The sequence below is a fragment of the Paenibacillus terreus genome (assembly GCF_042138595.1).
Classification (GTDB): domain Bacteria; phylum Bacillota; class Bacilli; order Paenibacillales; family Paenibacillaceae; genus Paenibacillus; species Paenibacillus terreus.
On sequence record NZ_JBHIRX010000019.1, the window covers coordinates 17,739 to 34,652 of the forward strand.

The 16,914-nt window shown below is 46.5% G+C and carries 17 protein-coding genes; 7 read left to right on the forward strand and 10 right to left on the reverse strand.

Annotation, left to right across the window (positions count from 1 at the left end; all coding sequences use genetic code 11):
* Positions 1-390: 390 nt before the first annotated feature.
* Positions 391-1,167: a hypothetical protein gene (locus tag ACE5KN_RS25355; protein WP_375526261.1), complete on the reverse strand. Its 777-nt coding sequence runs from the start codon at positions 1,165-1,167 to the stop codon at positions 391-393.
* A gap of 303 nt (positions 1,168-1,470) precedes the next feature.
* On the reverse strand, positions 1,471-4,632 hold the full coding sequence (locus tag ACE5KN_RS25360; protein ID WP_375533181.1) for an isopeptide-forming domain-containing fimbrial protein: 3,162 nt from the start codon (positions 4,630-4,632) through the stop codon (positions 1,471-1,473).
* Between the two features lie 630 nt (positions 4,633-5,262).
* On the opposite strand from ACE5KN_RS25360, the gene srtD reads away from it, so the two are divergent.
* The 3 genes from srtD (at position 5,263) to ACE5KN_RS25375 (ending at position 7,017) form a co-directional block, all read left to right on the forward strand.
* Positions 5,263-5,886: a class D sortase, LPxTATN-specific gene (gene srtD / locus ACE5KN_RS25365; RefSeq protein WP_375526263.1), complete on the forward strand. Its 624-nt coding sequence runs from the start codon at positions 5,263-5,265 to the stop codon at positions 5,884-5,886.
* A gap of 31 nt (positions 5,887-5,917) precedes the next feature.
* On the forward strand, positions 5,918-6,091 hold the full coding sequence (locus tag ACE5KN_RS25370) for a hypothetical protein (protein ID WP_375526264.1): 174 nt from the start codon (positions 5,918-5,920) through the stop codon (positions 6,089-6,091).
* Between the two features lie 638 nt (positions 6,092-6,729).
* Positions 6,730-7,017: a hypothetical protein gene (locus ACE5KN_RS25375; RefSeq protein WP_375526265.1), complete on the forward strand. Its 288-nt coding sequence runs from the start codon at positions 6,730-6,732 to the stop codon at positions 7,015-7,017.
* 267 nt (positions 7,018-7,284) lie between these two features.
* Here ACE5KN_RS25375 and ACE5KN_RS25380 read toward each other — a convergent pair whose 3' ends face one another.
* From ACE5KN_RS25380 to ACE5KN_RS25405, 6 genes are all read right to left on the reverse strand, one after another.
* Positions 7,285-7,704, reverse strand: a complete 420-nt coding sequence (locus tag ACE5KN_RS25380) for a hypothetical protein (RefSeq protein ID WP_375526266.1) — start codon at positions 7,702-7,704, stop codon at positions 7,285-7,287.
* Between the two features lie 918 nt (positions 7,705-8,622).
* The gene (locus tag ACE5KN_RS25385) at positions 8,623-9,048 is read right to left on the reverse strand and encodes a hypothetical protein (protein ID WP_375526267.1); all 426 of its coding nucleotides are present in this window, start codon (positions 9,046-9,048) and stop codon (positions 8,623-8,625) included.
* A 1,078-nt stretch (positions 9,049-10,126) separates the two neighbouring features.
* Positions 10,127-10,906 (reverse strand): alpha-helical endospore appendage domain-containing protein, encoded by a 780-nt coding sequence (locus ACE5KN_RS25390; RefSeq protein WP_375526268.1) that lies wholly within the window; start codon positions 10,904-10,906, stop codon positions 10,127-10,129.
* 231 nt (positions 10,907-11,137) lie between these two features.
* On the reverse strand, positions 11,138-11,674 hold the full coding sequence (locus ACE5KN_RS25395; protein ID WP_375526269.1) for an alpha-helical endospore appendage domain-containing protein: 537 nt from the start codon (positions 11,672-11,674) through the stop codon (positions 11,138-11,140).
* Positions 11,675-11,873: 199 nt separating this feature from the next.
* A complete protein-coding gene (locus ACE5KN_RS25400; protein WP_375526270.1) occupies positions 11,874-12,209 on the reverse strand; it encodes a YolD-like family protein in 336 nt (111 codons plus the stop codon).
* Positions 12,210-12,221: 12 nt separating this feature from the next.
* Positions 12,222-12,416 (reverse strand): hypothetical protein, encoded by a 195-nt coding sequence (locus ACE5KN_RS25405; protein WP_375526271.1) that lies wholly within the window; start codon positions 12,414-12,416, stop codon positions 12,222-12,224.
* 214 nt (positions 12,417-12,630) lie between these two features.
* Here ACE5KN_RS25405 and ACE5KN_RS25410 point away from each other — a divergent pair, with 214 nt between their 5' ends.
* The 4 genes from ACE5KN_RS25410 (at position 12,631) to ACE5KN_RS25425 (ending at position 15,167) form a co-directional block, all read left to right on the forward strand.
* Positions 12,631-13,356: a hypothetical protein gene (locus ACE5KN_RS25410; RefSeq protein ID WP_375526272.1), complete on the forward strand. Its 726-nt coding sequence runs from the start codon at positions 12,631-12,633 to the stop codon at positions 13,354-13,356.
* A 13-nt stretch (positions 13,357-13,369) separates the two neighbouring features.
* Complete coding sequence (locus ACE5KN_RS25415; RefSeq protein ID WP_375526273.1) at positions 13,370-13,828, forward strand: hypothetical protein; 459 nt, start codon at positions 13,370-13,372, stop codon at positions 13,826-13,828.
* 40 nt (positions 13,829-13,868) lie between these two features.
* Positions 13,869-14,408, forward strand: coding sequence for a CBO0543 family protein (locus ACE5KN_RS25420; protein ID WP_375526274.1), 540 nt, complete (start codon positions 13,869-13,871; stop codon positions 14,406-14,408).
* A 504-nt stretch (positions 14,409-14,912) separates the two neighbouring features.
* Positions 14,913-15,167: a hypothetical protein gene (locus tag ACE5KN_RS25425; protein WP_375526275.1), complete on the forward strand. Its 255-nt coding sequence runs from the start codon at positions 14,913-14,915 to the stop codon at positions 15,165-15,167.
* Positions 15,168-15,260: 93 nt separating this feature from the next.
* On the opposite strand, the gene ACE5KN_RS25430 is transcribed toward ACE5KN_RS25425, so the two are convergent.
* Together ACE5KN_RS25430 and ACE5KN_RS25435 are read right to left on the reverse strand one after the other, a co-directional pair.
* A complete protein-coding gene (locus tag ACE5KN_RS25430) occupies positions 15,261-15,992 on the reverse strand; it encodes a class I SAM-dependent methyltransferase (RefSeq protein WP_375526276.1) in 732 nt (243 codons plus the stop codon).
* Positions 15,993-16,583: 591 nt separating this feature from the next.
* Positions 16,584-16,910 (reverse strand): hypothetical protein, encoded by a 327-nt coding sequence (locus tag ACE5KN_RS25435; protein WP_375526277.1) that lies wholly within the window; start codon positions 16,908-16,910, stop codon positions 16,584-16,586.
* Positions 16,911-16,914: the final 4 nt, after the last annotated feature.

The window sequence follows — 16,914 nt, forward strand, 5'->3', positions numbered from 1 at the left end:
CCCCCTATCGTTATTCTTCAGATGACTGTGCTTTACTAACAGGGAAGCCATTTTTCAGGTTTTGAGCACTTTAAAAATTATGTATTCACCCGATGATCTGTATGTCGATTCTGGCTGTCTTGCGGGTGCAAAGAACTACCTCCCTCCCGGCTAATTGTGCTCAAAACATGTAAGGTGTGTCCACACCTCTTCTGCCCGGCATGTTATTTCAATTTTTAACCAACCGGCAAACCAAGTATAATCTAGCAGTCAAATTTAGACAATATTTTCATATAATTGTATACGAAACGTATCCTGGTCCCATAAAAAAAGCCGCCCCTTAAGCAGCTCACTTGAGGGGCAGTCTCTTAAAGATACATTTTGGATAAATCCGGTGTCTGGAATCGGGAACTAATTCTTTCTGTTTCTTCGCATCAACATATAACCAGCCCCTGCTATGATGACTGCACCAACTGATGCTGAGAGTAAAACAGCATTTTCTGAGTTGTTTGATGCAGGAGGAGTATTCTTGGTGTCTGTTGTTGAGCCACCGGAAGGACGATCAGCAGGATCAATATCAGCATTTTCATTCGCTTCCGCTTCTGCCTGAGCAATAAGCATTTCTCTGAATTCATTTGCATTATACTCGGTGAATGGCTTTAAATTAGGTAAACTTATGCTTTCATCAAATGGTACTACCACATCCTTCCCATCAACATTTGTGACCAAAGCATACAGGCTTAATCTATTATCATAAATAACCTTGCTGTCATGATTAAAGCCTACCAGTTCTTTAGCTTTATGCAAATCATCAACAAAAGTGAAGTCATCTGAAGCTTTTGTTATTCCCTCTGCCTTAGTGTCAGTAAACACTACTCCCTTACTGCCACCGGTACCTTCAAGGGAAAATATGTACCCAGCAAAATCAAAAAAATCATCCTCATATACCGAGGATAGGGCACTAGGTTCAATGACGTAATATTTAACCCCGAGCCTCAGATCCACATCATTTGCCTCTTTCTCACTGGATATTTTAAAACTTTTACTTTCCACTAAAGATGGCTTGAACCTTTCCAAGTCTTTTCTAATTACATCCTCCACCTCTTGTGGGACTTGATCCGATGCATGTACAGCAACTGGAAACAGCAATATTGATACCAAAGCTAATCCGATTATTTTCTTAAACATGTTCTTTCCCACCTCTTTGCCATTCAATGTGGGCTAATTAGACTTTTTTGAAACATCCCCTCTTATTTACTTTTTTCAGAATGCAAGATGATTTTAACACGAAAAGATTGAGAGAGAAGAGAAACATTTGGAATTTATTTGTCAAAATCATAGGTCACGATGAAAATAGAAGGAATTTGCTTCACTACGGGAGTCCATCCGTTTGAAGTTTTAGACTTTAGCTACCGGGTACGAATTTCCTAAAAAAGAACAGCTGCCCCCAAGTAAATCCCCTTGAGAGGCAGCTGTTTTCGCTGTATTCTTTTAAGCTTTCTTTCTTCTCAGCAGGAACAGGCCTGCAAGCATAATGATGAGTCCAGCCAGCAAATAGCCATACATATTCGTTGCCGTTGCCGGCAGCTTGCTGCCATGGCCATCCCCGTTACCGGAGTTTCCTCCGTTCACCGAGTCACCCGAGTTGCCGGATTGTCCTGTGCCTCCAGCTCCCCCAGATCCGCCGGATTGGCCGGAATTTGTGGAACCGGAATCAGATCCTCCCCAGCCCGGGTTGTTCGTGCCGCCGTCAGAAGAACCATTGTTCGGTTCTCCCGGAACGCCGGAATTGCTGCCGCTTCCGCCACCAACCACGATGTCTTCAGATGGCGTATTCGAACCATCCAGGTTATCCCCGGTTACTTCGGCGGTGTTGCTGATCGTCTGGCCATTCTGACCAGCTACCAGCTTCGCCTGGAATACAACCGTATGCCAGTCGGTATCTGTTACGTCACCGAATTGACCGCTCACGGTGCCATTGACATAATGCCCTTTATCACTGTCTTGCGCATCGGTTACGGCAACGCCGTCCACCTTCAGCGTGCCTGGCACATATTGCAGTTCAGCGCGCAAGGCATCGGAAATTTCCAAATTCGTTACGACACTGTCCTCGATGGTGTTGCGTGTGCGAATCGTATACTCAATCACGTCGCCGACTTGAATCGTGCTGCCATTGAGGTCCTTCGCTACTTTCTCAGATTCCAGAACCGGAGTCGGGTCCTTGATCGTAATCTCTTCGCTTGGTTTATCCGGGGTCTTCACGTTATCCCCGTTAACCTCGCCGACATTCTTGATCTTGTCGCCTTTGTCTCCCTTGACAATCTTCGCTTCGAACACCACCGTATGCCAGTTGTTATCCGTTACGGTACCGAAGCTGCCTGTCACCTTGCCATCCACATACTTGCCTTTGTCGCTGTCATTGCTATCCGTTACGGACACGCCGTCTACTTTCAACGTCCCCGGTACGTATTCCAGCTCTTCCGGCAGATCGTCGGAAATGACCATGTTCGTTACACTGCTGTTCGAAATGGTGTTGCGGGAACGGATCGTATACTCGATCGTATCACCAACTTCGATGCTGCCTCCGTTCACATCCTTCGCCGATTTCTCGGATTCCAGCACTGGAGAGCGCGAATCGTCGTCGTCATCGTCGTGCGATCCACCGCCACCGCCGCCACCGCCTGAGCCTCCGTTACCCGGATCTTGTGGATCTGTAGGAGGATTTACCGGTGGAGTCGGTGGTACTTCAACCACAATCTTGTCGGTTGGTTCACCAGGTACTTTAACGTTGTCTCCGGTTACTTTCCCGGTATTCTGGATCGTCTTGCCGCCTTGTCCGTCCTGGATCACCGCCTTGAACTCCAGCGTATGCCAGTTCAGATCTTCAACATTGCCGAATGAACCATACACCTCACCGGAAACGGAATGTCCGGCATCCCCATCCTGCGCGTCCGACACAGACACGCCATCCACCTTCAAGCTGCCTGATACGTATTGCAGTCCTTCGGGCAAAGTATCCGTGATCGACAGATTTTCCAGATAGGTGTCGTTCACGACAGCTCTTGTACGAATCGTGTAAGAGATGGTGTCTCCCACTTCATACGTAGCCTTGCTTGCATCCACATTGGATGCAAACTTCTGTGATTCAATCTGCGGGTTCCGTGGATAGACCTGAACCTCTTCTCTTGGACGGTCCGGAGTATCCACATTGTCGCCCTCTACAGCAGCGATGTTGATAATATCCTTGCCGGCTTGTCCAGGTTTCACGATAGCTCGGAATTCAACCGTATGCATATTCGTATCCGTGACGTCCCCGAACTTGCCAGCAACCTCACCGCCGACATAATGACCGGCATCATCGTCTTCACTATCGGTAACAGACTTGCCATCCACAGTCAGACTACCCGGCACATATTCCAGCTCTGTCGGAACAACGTCTGAAATCGTGAGATTTTTCACCGTAGTACCCGGATTCATATTACGGGACTCAATGCTGTACAACAGCGTGTCTCCCACTTCAGGATGCTCTGCATCAGTATTCCCTGAGGCTTTATCCTGAATGGTTACCGTTTTATTGGATTCCAGCATAGGAAACGTAATCGGCGTTGTAGTTAGATTGGTTTCCTTCTGCTCTTTTTCTTCGGTCAATAAGTTTTCATAGCTGATTTGCGCCTTGTTGTTAACAGATTTCACCGCGTAATCATCCAGCACTTTCACCTTAAATTGCACAGTGACTCCATTACCCAACTTGTCGGTATTCGCCAGATTCCCGATCTTGATGTTGATCTGCTCTCCATCAAAATAGCCTTCATCGGTATCGTCCGCATCCGTCAGATTTTTGGCCGTGGAGCCATTATTCAGGACCATCGATCCAGGGATATATTCCGTTCCTGCAGGGATCGCATCCGTAATGGCCGCATCTGCCGCGACGTCCCCGCCTTCGTTCTTGACGTTAATTGTATACGTCAGCTCACTGCCGGCTTTCACCTCTCCAGGCGGGTCAACTGTCTTGTTGGAGGTTACGCACGGTTCTGTTCCGAGGAAGATATCATCGAGAAAGTTGCCATTTCCCAGACTTCCACTGGCTGTACTAACAGCCTCAAAACCAAATCTTGTTACCGTCTGTCCTGCCGGAACCGTATAAGTACCCGTATAAGTTCCCCATGCCGTGTTTCCGTCGCTCATTTGTTCTTGCACAACAGTGTCGTATGGATCAGCAGTAGCCGCTCCGATACGAAGCTGCATGGTGTCTACCCCTTGCCGTCCCATATGGGACAAGCGCCAATGGATGGTTTGTCCAGGCACTGTTGCTACATCCTGGTACAGCATACCGTTCTCAAAAGCATTCAATTCCGCCCATCTGTTGCCATTAGGTGGTGCAGGATAGGCTGTTTTTATTCCAGCAGGAAGATTTTCAGTCCAGTTCCAGATCTCAATGATCTTCTCACCAGTGGCATCGTCCGTCGTTTTCCATGAAGGAACCTCAGATTCCTTGAAATAGTAACCCGAATTATTGTACGCCGCCCCTCTGGCAGGCCCTTCTTCAAAGCTGCCGTTAAGCAGCGCCACCGGAGCCGAGCAAGGACTATCAGCCGCCTGGGTTGCAGGAGTGAAAGATGGTTGCGCAACAGGCAGAACGCCCAAGATTAGCATAAATACAGAAAATTGAATAAAAAGGCGCTTAAATACGCTTGTTCGCCGTGTGGAGCGGGTATTAACCAATTGTCTCCCCCCAAATTGTTGTTATTTCAGATCACAGGTGCCCGGTTCGACAGTGTCATTCCCTTCTCACCAGCACCGATTTTTCCGTTTTTTTACAAGTACCCGAGTTTATGTATACGCTTGATCTGGTTGTCCAGCGGGCAGAACCCATCCTCCCTCCAAACTCATTCTGAACTTGAGATTGCCGGTTATTACAGTCAACGTGTCCCCCCTCCTCCTCTCCGGCACTATATTTAAAATTTTTAACATCGTTTCACGCCTAGTATAATCTAGCATCCAAATATATACAATATTTTCGCCCAAACATGAGTAATTTGTCATAAGTCCCAGAACAATGCACCACCAGGGTATGACAATGACGAAACTCCTTTTCACACATACAAAACAAGAGCACACCTCGATTTAAAGGCTTGATACAGCGATTTTATGAGGAATGCTACTTTCTTCTCTGGATTTTCCTGTGGGGAGAGAGTAAGATCGTAATGTGAAATTATAGAAAATCTTAAGCACTTTCCGCGAATTCACATTTGCATATTTATACATATTCAGGAGGGAAGACGCATGCGTAAAGTCGCAGGTATTTTATTATCAGTAGCTGGAGCTGGCCTGCTGGCTGTCGGGGCCATGCAATATTTTCAGCATCAAGCCAACCTGAAGGGAGCGATGGCCGAAGCCAACGCGCTGGTCGGCCAGCCTGATATGAGTGTGGCAGAAGAGACACGTCTTACTAAAATATCCAGTCCCACTCCCCTGATCGATAGAAGTGAATTTAAGCCAAAGCAAAACGATGTGATCGGATTGCTCGAAATTCCGAAGCTGAACGAGAATCTGCCGATCATTGAAGGCACGGATGAGGAGATGCTTGCACGGGGAGTCGGTCATTATAGCGCTACGGTGTTTCCTTCGGATGACGAGCAGATTTTGCTGTCCGGACACCGGGACACGGTGTTCCGCAACTTCGGCAAGCTGGCGATCGGGGATCGTTTTATCGTCAAGCTGCCCTATGGTAGCTATGAATACGAGATCAAAAGCACGGATATTGTGGACAAAGACGATACTTCGGTGATTCGTAAAATGGGCAAAGAGGTGCTGGTGGTCTCCACCTGCTATCCGTTTCACTATGTAGGCAGTGCGCCTGAACGATACATTCTGTATGCTTATCCGGTCGATCATGTGAACTCCTGAATTATTAACCTGTATGGAAGGGGTGCTTCGAATGGATGAAGAATTGAATAAAAGAAGCGGAATCCCATTTGAAATTACAGCACAGACCGATCCTTTTTATAACCCGGCTAATATGAAAAGGCTAAAGGAATCCATACAGCAAATGGAGCAAGGGAAGATGGTGCGCAAGTCGATGAGCGAACTGGAGCCGGAAGCGAATGAGTAATTGCATGGGTCCTTACACCAAAAGATTCAGTTTCGGAAAGTCTTTTGCCGTATTATCGCGCTTTACCCCCCTCCCTACCAATTTCCTCATAGAAAGCTGAGCTAGGGTGAGGCTGTTTTTAAATAAACGACCTCAACCCGTGGCTGAAGTTTCTAGTATTACGAAGAAAAAGTATAGAAAGTAAATTCATGCCTGCACAATGTATTCAACCGCATTCTGTGCGCCCCACTCCACTAATCATAAGAAGTAATAGTACATATTACTTCTTATAGGCGGTGCCCTTCATTTCAAGATTGTACTCGTAATAATACAGCAACGGCCATTCAGTATGGTTGCGTGATACAGACCCTGTTGAGTTGATTAAGTTCATAAAACTCTGCGTGACGTATCGATATTAATCCCTATAGGGTATATTTTTGCGAAATACATTCTACAGTATCTTGGAATCATCATATTTTGTCTTTACAATGATTTTGAAAATGGATAGAAAAACAGCATTCAACTTTGCGTGCACGAATACCTACGGTTATCCTATCAGCCATATTTTCAGCAACTGTTCGGCTAGAGAATGAAGGTCCTGGAATCTCCTATTTTGTTACCATAAGGATTATAAAAAGTTTTTCCAAGGAGGAACAGATATGGTCAATGCATTGGAATCGATAGCAGAGCCACTGATTCGATTACGTTTAGAAGTACTCTACAGCGAGCTTCTGGAGGGGCACACAGACTATAAGCAGCTATCTGTTGAGGCGGACGAGCATTTTAGATCAATTCGTGAAGCTATTCCCGATCAACTACAGCATACGGTGTTTCAGTACGAAGATGCCCAAATTTCTCTTCAATCCATCTTAGAAAGAAGTATATACATACAAGGTTTCAAAGACGCTCTGCTGCTCTTTAATGAACTATATAATTCAGATATTTAAGGATCATAGGGTCCTCAACCAACCACGGCTTTTGGAGGATGGCTTCCATTGTGGGCATTCTTTGATGAATCAGCCATCCTTTAGCTTGCTCAGCACACAAAACCCTGCTGGCATAACCAGCAGGGTTTGCCATAACTATTTCTAAGCGCTTAGCAATTATTCCATTTTCCCTCTGAACCAGTTCCTGCTGCCCCCTTACCATCGACCTAAGCCCTGCACATATGTACAAGGCCACTTTTAGTTGAGAACGTATACAGGCCATCCGTTTTATATCTGACTTTTGATGAAGGATCGATGCAGAAAGCGAAAGTAATCTGCTACATATCTAAAACGACCTTCCTTTATCAAGTTATCGATGATGTCCCAATCTTGCTGCGGCATGGTTACGGTGTAGTGTCTTTTGATTCCTCTTTTTGGCTTGGGGCCGGGTTTCTTTCGATCCTTACCTCGGTTATCGACCTGACTTGCCAATCCTCTGACTTCCTTCTCCAAGTTGTTCAGTTGTTTATAAATACTGTGCAGTCTTAATTCATTTTCGAAGGTGATGTCAAGCAGTTCCCTCTCCTCCGTATGGTCATCATTTGCTCCCATTTCATCTTTGTTCATGTTAGTGAACACACGTTCCACCTCGATTTGGATTTGTCTCAGCCGCTTCAAATATTCCATACGCTCTTCTTGACTATTCATTTCGATCATCCTTCGATCTGGAAATTGCCCTAATCGCCATATGCTTTTCATGAAGTTATTAATGAGTTTAGAAGTAGCCATCCTTCAGAACCTTATAAACGTCTGAAGGATGGCAAAGTTGACTTCTATTAGGCTTCTACATTGACCGTAAGGTAGTTGAATTATAGTCGATTAAGCCAGCTTAACTACACTCACATTCAGGCTACCGAATCTTTGTTCTACTTGATTAGCATTCCTAATGTTCAAAGTACTTTGTGCGGGAGTGCTGGGGGTATTAAAAATCACCGTATTACTAAAACTCAGACCGGAGTTACTGGGCTGAGCGGAAAAGTGGCTTGCTACAGTTAATGGCTGATTGTTTAGTGCAAATTGTAGGACCACTCCTCCATTTGCCGGAGTGGCTGTCCCCGAATAACTGGCTAAATACGTTTGATTTGGTGCAAGGGAAATAGTCGGCGAGCTCTGCGTATGTCTGATAGCGCTCCCCCTAAGCACAGTATTGGGTCCTAATGGTATATACCCCCCTGATGGAACTAATTGGTTGGTTGAAAGGGTGTTCAAGCTATTCAACGTGACACCCGGCCCCTGAGGGCCAGTTACTCCTCTTGGACCGGCTGGGCCAGTGGCTCCTCTTGCACCAGCTGGGCCAGCCGCTCCCATCGGACCCGTTACACCCGCCGGGAAATCATGGTTTCTTATTGGACGTGTAGATTTTACGAAGAACAGGAATTCCTTGATCTGGAGCAGGTTTCTGCCATTTATGTAAACGTAATCAACAATTAGCTGAGCAATTCGGGAAAGGGCCTGCAAATAAGCTGCCCGGATGAGGCTGTTCTGAATGCTACTAGCCTCGATCCGGTGCTGATAGAACTTCCTAAACACGGCGAAAGAGGCACGGATTTCCTCTTTCGTACGGGGTTACTTTTGCTGGCTTTTGACAAATGACCGGTGCAGGAAGCGAAAGTAATCCGAGGTATATTTAAAATGGCCCGCCTGAATCATTCCATCGATTATGTCCCAGTCCTCTTGCGGCATGGTCAAGGTATAGTGTCTTTTCACTCCTTTGGGTTTGGGACCGGGTTTCTTTCGAGCTTCACCCAGGTTATCAGTCGGGTTTGCAAGCACTTCAACTTCCTTCTTCAACTCGCTTAATTGTTTATAAATACTTTGCAGTCTCAGTTCATTTTCAATGGTAAAATCTATGAACTTATCGGCCAATTCCTCCGTACGATCCTCCATGTCTCCCGCTTCATTTTTCTTCATTTGAATCAACATCCGTTCCACCACGCTTTGGATTTTATTCAACCGCTCCAAGTAGCCTTTATGTTCATTGTGATCCTTCATTCTGATCATCCTTTGACTTAAAAACCAAGCTCCCTTAATCACCGGGATGCAGTTCGTGAAGTATCCGAGGTTTATGGTTCTAATTTGTTGATGAGGGCCACCCTTCAGGCACGTTGATATGCCTGAGGAGTAGCCATCGGAATCACTACTGCCTGTAAGACAGCAATATGAACCAAGTTATCTCAACTTAATGACGTTTATAGCTGTTGAGCCAAAGTTAGCTGCTGTAGGACTATCATTCTTCAAATATAAGTTACCTCCGCTTGCTCCAGTACTAATAATGCCACTCCCTGCTAAAACCTGCGTTATACGATTACTCGTAGCTACGGCATTAGATCCTGGCACAGTAGTAACAGTTCCATTAACATTAAGAGCCAAAGCAGCTGCTACACCGCCTTGTGCATTGGCATTCGTCCTGTAGTCCACATAATACGTCTGATTCGCGGCCAGATTGATGGTCCCACGTGTGCCCTGTTGGATGGCAGTCCCATTTTGATTCACCCTCGTCGGAGCTGGAACAATAGCATTGGGAAGTGTTCCTGGAGGTGGAGTTCCAAAAACGCTCAAATAATTCTGCGTCACGCCCGGGCCCTGAGGGCCTGTTACACCCCTTGGGCCGGCTGGGCCAGCTGGGCCTCTTGCACCAGCTGGGCCGGTCGCTCCCCGTGTACCCGTTACACCCGCCGGGAAATCGTGGTTTCTTATTTGACGTGTGGGATTTACGAAGAACCGTAATTCCTTGATCTGACGCGGGTTTCCTGCACTTTTGCAACCGTTTTCTTAGAATGGTCAAAAACACTTGTGAAAGGGATAAGCCCCCTTGTCCCGGCAAAAAATATACAAGCCTGCGTGTAGTCCGTTACCTGCAGTTTTTTCTTGAGATCCCTATCATATGAATGGCACTGTTTTCCGATATTTGGTTATGAGTGCATGATTATTTCTAAAGAAACTTTTGTCTTTACGTTTACTGCTCAAGCCTTCTTTATGTATTCACTGTCTCGCTCTTATCTTGCGATTACTCTGATAGGCTACTACAAAATATGTACAAATTGTATCATTCTTTAAGCGCTGGCTAGCCTTATCCTGTGATGGCTTCGGTTCTGTTCGCATGATGTTCGTGACCAATAAAAAATGACGACGGCCCCATTGCTCCTGTTTCACCTTGCGGACCTGTTGCTCCATCTGGGCCCGTTGCTCCATCTGCTCCTGTTGCTCCATCTGGGCCTGTCGCTCCATCTGGACCCGTTGCCCCATCTGCTCCTGTTGCTCCGTCTGGACCCGTTGCTCCGTCTGGACCCGTTGCTCCATCTGGACCCGTTGCTCCATCTGGACCCGTTGCTCCGTCTGCTCCTGTTGCTCCATCTGGGCCTGTTGCTCCGTCTGGGCCTGTTGCGCCGGCGGCTCCTGTCTCACCTTTGGCTCCGGTTTCACCCGCTGGCCCCGTTGGTCCTGCTGGACCGGTAATGCCTACTACTACTCCAGTCGCTCCTGTCGGACCCACTGGACCGGTTGGTCCTCCTGCTGGTCCCGGCGGTCCTGGAGGACCGGTCGGCCCCACAAGATTGGTGGCGTCCAGAGCTGTTTCCAATTTGTTGCTCAGCACAAAGTCTTTATTGATCGTTTCCTGCAGCGTTTTGCGGATGCTGTCATTTACAGCCAATATATCGCTGATGGAAGCAACCGGTCCTGACACACCAGGCAAGGTTCCCAGTACATATTGAAGCTTCTCACCTTCAGCATTCAGAATGTGACTGAGTCCCAACTCCTCCATGGCTATCGAAGCTACGATTAAAGATATGGCGTCGTCTCTTGTGATGGTGATCGTTGGTGTAATGTTAGGCAGATTGGATTGAGACAATAACAATCTCTCCTTTCGTTTGGATTACTCCCAATCTATTCCCCACTGGGTTCCGGGGTGACGGGCATTGGCTTGTTTTCCGCGTTTTATCCCGAAATAGGCTCAAGTGGTCCGGCTACAACGTCTTTCACGATCTATTTATGCAGGAAGATGAAGGCGACGATGGCCAACTGAACGGCCATAGCCGTCGCGCGTCATCGCATATTGCCAATTGGATTTATACCGCCTAACCTAGCAACGTGGCATTGCTGACACTATTGCCTGGACTTGATCCTCAGATACACAAGTATAACCCTCTGGCCCAAGGATCAGGGTACAGTTGGGGTTAGGGACTGGAAAACATGTTGGACCGTTTGGAATGTCTACACATGGTACTGGACCATCATAATTGATTGGCAGACATTGCATAGGGCCGCCGCAAAGAGGAGGCATGTATTCTACACACGTTGGTCCTGTTGGGCCAATCGGGCTCTCGGAATGACACAAAGCCATTTCTAATTTGTTGCTGAGCACCCAGTCTTTCCTCGTCGTTTCTTTCAGGGTTTTGCGGATGCTGTCATTTACAGCTAACAAGTCACTAAGCGTCACTGCGGGCGCGGATACGCCTGGCAATGTGCCCAGCACGTACTGCAGCTTCTCTCCCTCGGCATTCAGAATATGGCTTAATCCCAACTCCTCCATCGCAATGGACGCAATGATCAGGGTGATCGCATCTTTTCTTGTGATGTCGATCGTTGGTGTAATGTTTGGCAAATTGGCTTGTGACAAAATCAACCACTCCTTTGTTTTGGGTGTGCGATAATCTATTCACCCATGTTATCTGCAGGTATGGACAATAGCTGAATGTTGAGAAAACTGGGCGCATACAAATAACCCCGATCCCTGCCGGACCGAGGCTGTTTAATAGTTTGACGTAAATCGTCACTCCAGAAAGCGTCAATAAACCAGTTCTTGTCCCGGTCCGGCATTATGTAATGACCGAAATGATCTCCTCAAGCTTGATCCAGCTGTAATCCTCATCTCCCCGGACCAGCTTGATCTCCCGGAGACCTGTGTTCACGTTGGTCACGATCCCGCGCAGCTCTTCATCATCAAAGGGATTGAATACAACCACGGTAATCGGCATGCGCCGGTTGTAGGATTCGATCAGCGTCTGCTCGATCCGCTGCATTTCCTGGTCATCCAGAACCGGCTTCCCCCTTCTCTCCTGCTCCCTCATATACGCCTGATACGCTTCCCTATGCTCGGGCAGCATCATGCGCGAACTCTCAAACAGCCCGTTGGCTTCGAGCTTCTTGCCCATGGTGTCATCCTCCTATGCCGAATGAATGATGGGAGTCCATGCCAGCACATTGCTTTCGCGGAAAGCGCGCGGCTCACCCGTCTGCAGACAAGTCGCCCGGATCAGGCCATTCTGAATGCTGTGAATCTCAATCCGGCGCTGCGACAGTTTTCCCGAACGATCCATATACACAATCTCCACGGTACGGCCAATGTATTTCGCTGGCAAGCTCCTCACCCTCTTAAGATGTTTGTTCTTATTATATACGAACACACGTTCTTTATCCAACGTAAATATTCGCCAATTGCACGGTTCCTCCGAAAAATATTGCTTCACAGCCGAATAATCCCAAATCGCATAGACCACACTAACACAAGAAAAAATGACAGGTGAGCCTATGCGAATCAAAGGGAAAGCCAAAAGATACCATGCTCTATCAGAGATGAGCAGCAGCGGAACGAACATCCAGACACACATCAGCCCGTGGATTCCATTATGGTGGTCGGCAGCGCTTCCCGGATTCGGCCATTTCTTATTAGGAATTAATTTAACGGCTTACGTGCTGGTGATCTTTGAATTTATAGTCAACTATATGGCGCATATCAATGATGCCATCTATTTCAGTATGCTTGGTGATTTTGAAGGAGCCAAACATGTGATCAACCTCCGCTGGTTTTTTGGATATATTGGCATTTACATGTTTGCGATGTATGACAGTTACCGGAGAGCGGTCGATCAGAACAAGCTGTTTTTATTAGCGTACAGATACACCCAGAATACATCCGCTTCAGAATTAACAAATCTGAACAGGAACTTCATGGATGTCACAAGTCCGGGTCTCGGTTTAATTTGGTCCTTTATTACTCCAGGGACAGGAGCCATCTTTGTGACCAGAACCCCGATCTTTATTTTTGCCATGACCTATTGGGGCATCACCGCTGTTTTTTCACATTGGTTTGAGGGAATTTATTATACGGCCATAGGAGACTTTGAACAGGCCAGGAATGTTTTGCAGCCCGCATGGTTTCTATTCATCCCCTCCATTATCACGTTCTCCATGTATTTCGGGTATCATGACACAGTAAAAGAGAACAAGGCATTCAAACTGTCTCAGGCCAGATATTTGAAGGACAATTATCAAAGCAAAGCATTTAAAAAACCTGTATAGAGGGGATCTCCAGGTGTACATTGTTGCAGCTTGCCAACATTCTTTATATGCAGAACTGCTTGTTTCGGAAATCGAGAATTATGGCATCCCCAGGGAGCAGATCGCTGCCATTCCGCTGGACAGAAGAAACGAGAAGCTCTTATTGTTCGATACCATGCATCATGCCGACGGCCACAGTATGATCGATCTTGCGCTGGTACTGGGAACCATCCTGATGCTGCTTGGCTCCATATATGGTTTTGTGCTGCCTTTTGGCCCTATTATTTGGGCGCTCATGGGATTGATTGTCGGGGGTGTGCTCGGATTTGCAATCAAATGGTTTTTTCTGAAACGAAGAGGCTATAAAATCAACGCCCGCAAAGGCAACACTGAATTAATCATCATGGTCAATTGCGACGCGGCCCAGGAGAAGGACATCGAAGAAATATGTTGGCATCATAACGCACTGGGTGTCGGAAAGCTGAACGATTAATCGATGACATAACAGGAAGCTGATGAATGGAGATTGAATAGTGACCGCACATCATGATCTCGAAAAAGCAAAGGAAATACTCAAGATCGTAAGCACGAATGATTGGCTGGCGCATTCACTGGGGACCTGGCAGTGGTGGCTCCTGCTGGTATCCAGCATTGTTCCATGGATCCTTTGGTGGAAATATGCCGATAAAGAACGGGGAAGAGAGCTTATCATCGTTGGCTTGATAACTATGGTAGTGACCGACACACTCGATAGTCTGGGCACTTTTTTTAACTTATGGGGGTATCCGATTAAAATAACTCCTGTAATTATACAGTACCTCCCAGCAGATTTTGCGGTTTTTCCCGTTACATTCATGTTTCTATGCCAATTTTATAGAAAATGGAGCACATTCCTGGCAGCAACGGTTGTGGTGGCAGCCATATTTTCATATGTTCTGGAGCCTTTGTTTGTATACATGCACACCTACTATTATAACGCTCCATGGAACCATACGTTAAGCTTCATTGGTTTTATCATCACCATAGCCATGATCCGGCTTGGTGCATACCAGCTGCTTAAACGGCTGAAATAATGCATGGTCAGGAATCGAACCAAAATCTTCGTATGATGAGGACAAAGACCCTGGCGTTTTAAGGCGTTGCCTGAATAATTTCAGTGTGGTAACATTACAATAGAAATAAGGGAGGCGCTACACTCCCCCAGGACAACGAGGTGTGCCTCATGGCGCGCGTTTGTTCTGTGGAACAGCAAAGCCCACCGAAGGCCACTCAACCTTTAGCGGTGGGTTTTGCGTTTGTTACGACGCACCAAGAGCTGTCACGGTGTCAATCACCTCCTTTACAGAAGGCTGCGCCGTGACTCCCACCCGTTGTCCAATCCAAATTATAGCACAAATAAGCCCTGGCTAGGTCCTGAGGCTTATATTTTTTTGTATAGTTATCCCCGTACCCAAAGCACTTCCTTATAAGCCAGATAATCTCTAATAATTTCTATTGGCCTCCCCCTATACATAGGATCCTTAGCGTAATTGAAGGCCTTCTTTATAGTCAGAAATACTATCGAAGGGACAAAGATCATGAAATATAAAGTAACTGATACTTATGTATATGTGCTTAATTATCCCGATGTATTATGTTTCCCAAGACCAGCAAAAGACTACGAAGATTTACAAGAACTAGTCAATAACTGTGAAACCTATCAGATAGCACATCCTGACGATTTTGAAGCTTTCGATCACAACGAAGTGACTACACCTTTAGCAGGAGGTAAATTCTATACTCAGGACTCTCTTAGCCCTGTCTTAAAGCTTGTTAATGAAAATAAAAGGTAAAGAACGCAAACATGCTCTGCTAGCGATCTGCCAGCAGAGCCTTGAAAGTTGATAAATATAATGAAATATTTCCTTCGAAAGCATGAATGTATCTTAGTCCGGGCAGCGGGCGATGAAGACGAATTCCAATCCAGGGCGATCCGGGGCATCCCGAATCTCTTCGACAAGCAAGTCAGCGCTAAATAAAGAGGCAATAATATCGGACTTGCTCCGGAACCTCAAAGTCGAATCCGAGGTCAGTACTGTCCCGTCTTTATGAAAAACGAATGTGTGACGGAACGAAACCAGTGGCAGCTGCACATCGAGAAGATCCACCCACGTCTCTATCTTTCCGATTTCAGGCGCTTCAATCACCTGATAAGACTCCTCACGGCTCCAGCCCTTCCAAGCTTCCTTCGAAGGGTCCCGAACCTCGAATACAAGCCTCCCGCCCGGTCGAATTGCACTACGGCACTGACGAAGTGTTGACATCCACTCTTCGTCCGTTACGAAGACTTGCGCGGCGTTTCCGGTCATTGTTATTAAATCCGCCTGTAATCCGACAAGCGCCTCGGCTGTGCCATGAATCCATGTGACCCGATCTGCAAACGCCTTGCGGCCTGCAACCTTGAGCGAAGCTGCGGCCGGATCGATTCCAATAACCTCCTTGCCAAGCGCCGCAAGGCGGCAGGCCAGATTACCGGTTCCACAACCGAGATCAATCACGGATTGAGCACCAAATTCGTCCGCCATTTTAATATACGGGTCAAGATCCGGACGTTCCGCCGAATCAAATAAATCGTAAACATCAGCAAGCCTCGGCTCTTCGAATAACCTGTCAGCCACTATGCTTCCTCCCTGATACCTTTTTATCCTTTCCGCACCTGTAAAGTTGCTTTATTATCAAAGAAGAAATTATACGTTTTCATCTTCATCACTCGCCCTCATAATTGGATAACTAAATGATAATTTGGGTAAAAGTAATTATCAACCATTTTTTAACATTATCCCCGCTCAGCGAACAGAAGCAGCCGCCAAGGAGCTGCAAAACCGCATTGCCTGAATAATATTGGTGTGGTAACATAACAATAGAAATAAGGGAGGCACTAACCCTCCCCCAGAACAACGAGGTGTGCCTCACAGCGCGCACTTGCTCTATCTAGCAGCAAAGCCCACCGAAGGCGGTCAACCTTTAGCGGTGGGTTTTGCGCTTGTTACGTCTTTTTCTGATCCATCGGTAAAGCTTACGAGAGCTAAACCATAGGCTTAGCAATGTCGCGATTACTTTCAAGACCATGTAAAACGCACCAAGAGCCGTCACGGTGTCAATCACCTCCTTTGCAGAAGGCTGCGCCGTGACTCCCACCCGTTGTCCAATCCAAATTATAGCATAAGCAAGCCTCGGGCAGGACCCGAGGCTTGTTTATGCTAACTCCGTCAATTATTAATCAGATTTCGTGTACTATTTATAGTTAACTTTTCCCTAAGTTTTTGGATTTCTAACTTACGATCAAACAATACCTCTGTATAGACTCCATCGTCGGAAATTAAACGCATTAATTTGTCTTCAAAATCAAAATAGTATGTAAACAGCACTTTACTTCCGTCATCTAAATGACATAGACATTCAACATTTAAGCCATCCAAACTCTTGTGAAAATTCACATACTCATAATTCGATAGTTTTGCATTTTCGATTAATTCCGAAGGAAAAAGTATATGGCCGTGTTCCAAATCATAAAGAGTTTTAAATGCCAAATGCATATTT

Bases quoted from the DNA above. Each gene is read 5' to 3' on its own strand.
- ACE5KN_RS25425 (WP_375526275.1), top strand. From the start codon at position 14,913: ATGAAATATAAAGTAACTGATACTTATGTATATGTGCTTAATTATCCC.
- ACE5KN_RS25400 (WP_375526270.1), bottom strand. From the start codon at position 12,209: ATGGGCAAGAAGCTCGAAGCCAACGGGCTGTTTGAGAGTTCGCGCATG.
- srtD (WP_375526263.1), top strand. From the start codon at position 5,263: ATGCGTAAAGTCGCAGGTATTTTATTATCAGTAGCTGGAGCTGGCCTG.
- ACE5KN_RS25360 (WP_375533181.1), bottom strand. From the start codon at position 4,632: ATGCTAATCTTGGGCGTTCTGCCTGTTGCGCAACCATCTTTCACTCCT.
- ACE5KN_RS25355 (WP_375526261.1), bottom strand. From the start codon at position 1,167: ATGTTTAAGAAAATAATCGGATTAGCTTTGGTATCAATATTGCTGTTT.
- ACE5KN_RS25410 (WP_375526272.1), top strand. From the start codon at position 12,631: ATGAGCAGCAGCGGAACGAACATCCAGACACACATCAGCCCGTGGATT.
- ACE5KN_RS25385 (WP_375526267.1), bottom strand. From the start codon at position 9,048: ATGAAGGATCACAATGAACATAAAGGCTACTTGGAGCGGTTGAATAAA.
- ACE5KN_RS25435 (WP_375526277.1), bottom strand. From the start codon at position 16,910: ATGCATTTGGCATTTAAAACTCTTTATGATTTGGAACACGGCCATATA.
- ACE5KN_RS25380 (WP_375526266.1), bottom strand. From the start codon at position 7,704: ATGAATAGTCAAGAAGAGCGTATGGAATATTTGAAGCGGCTGAGACAA.
- ACE5KN_RS25370 (WP_375526264.1), top strand. From the start codon at position 5,918: ATGGATGAAGAATTGAATAAAAGAAGCGGAATCCCATTTGAAATTACA.
- ACE5KN_RS25375 (WP_375526265.1), top strand. From the start codon at position 6,730: ATGGTCAATGCATTGGAATCGATAGCAGAGCCACTGATTCGATTACGT.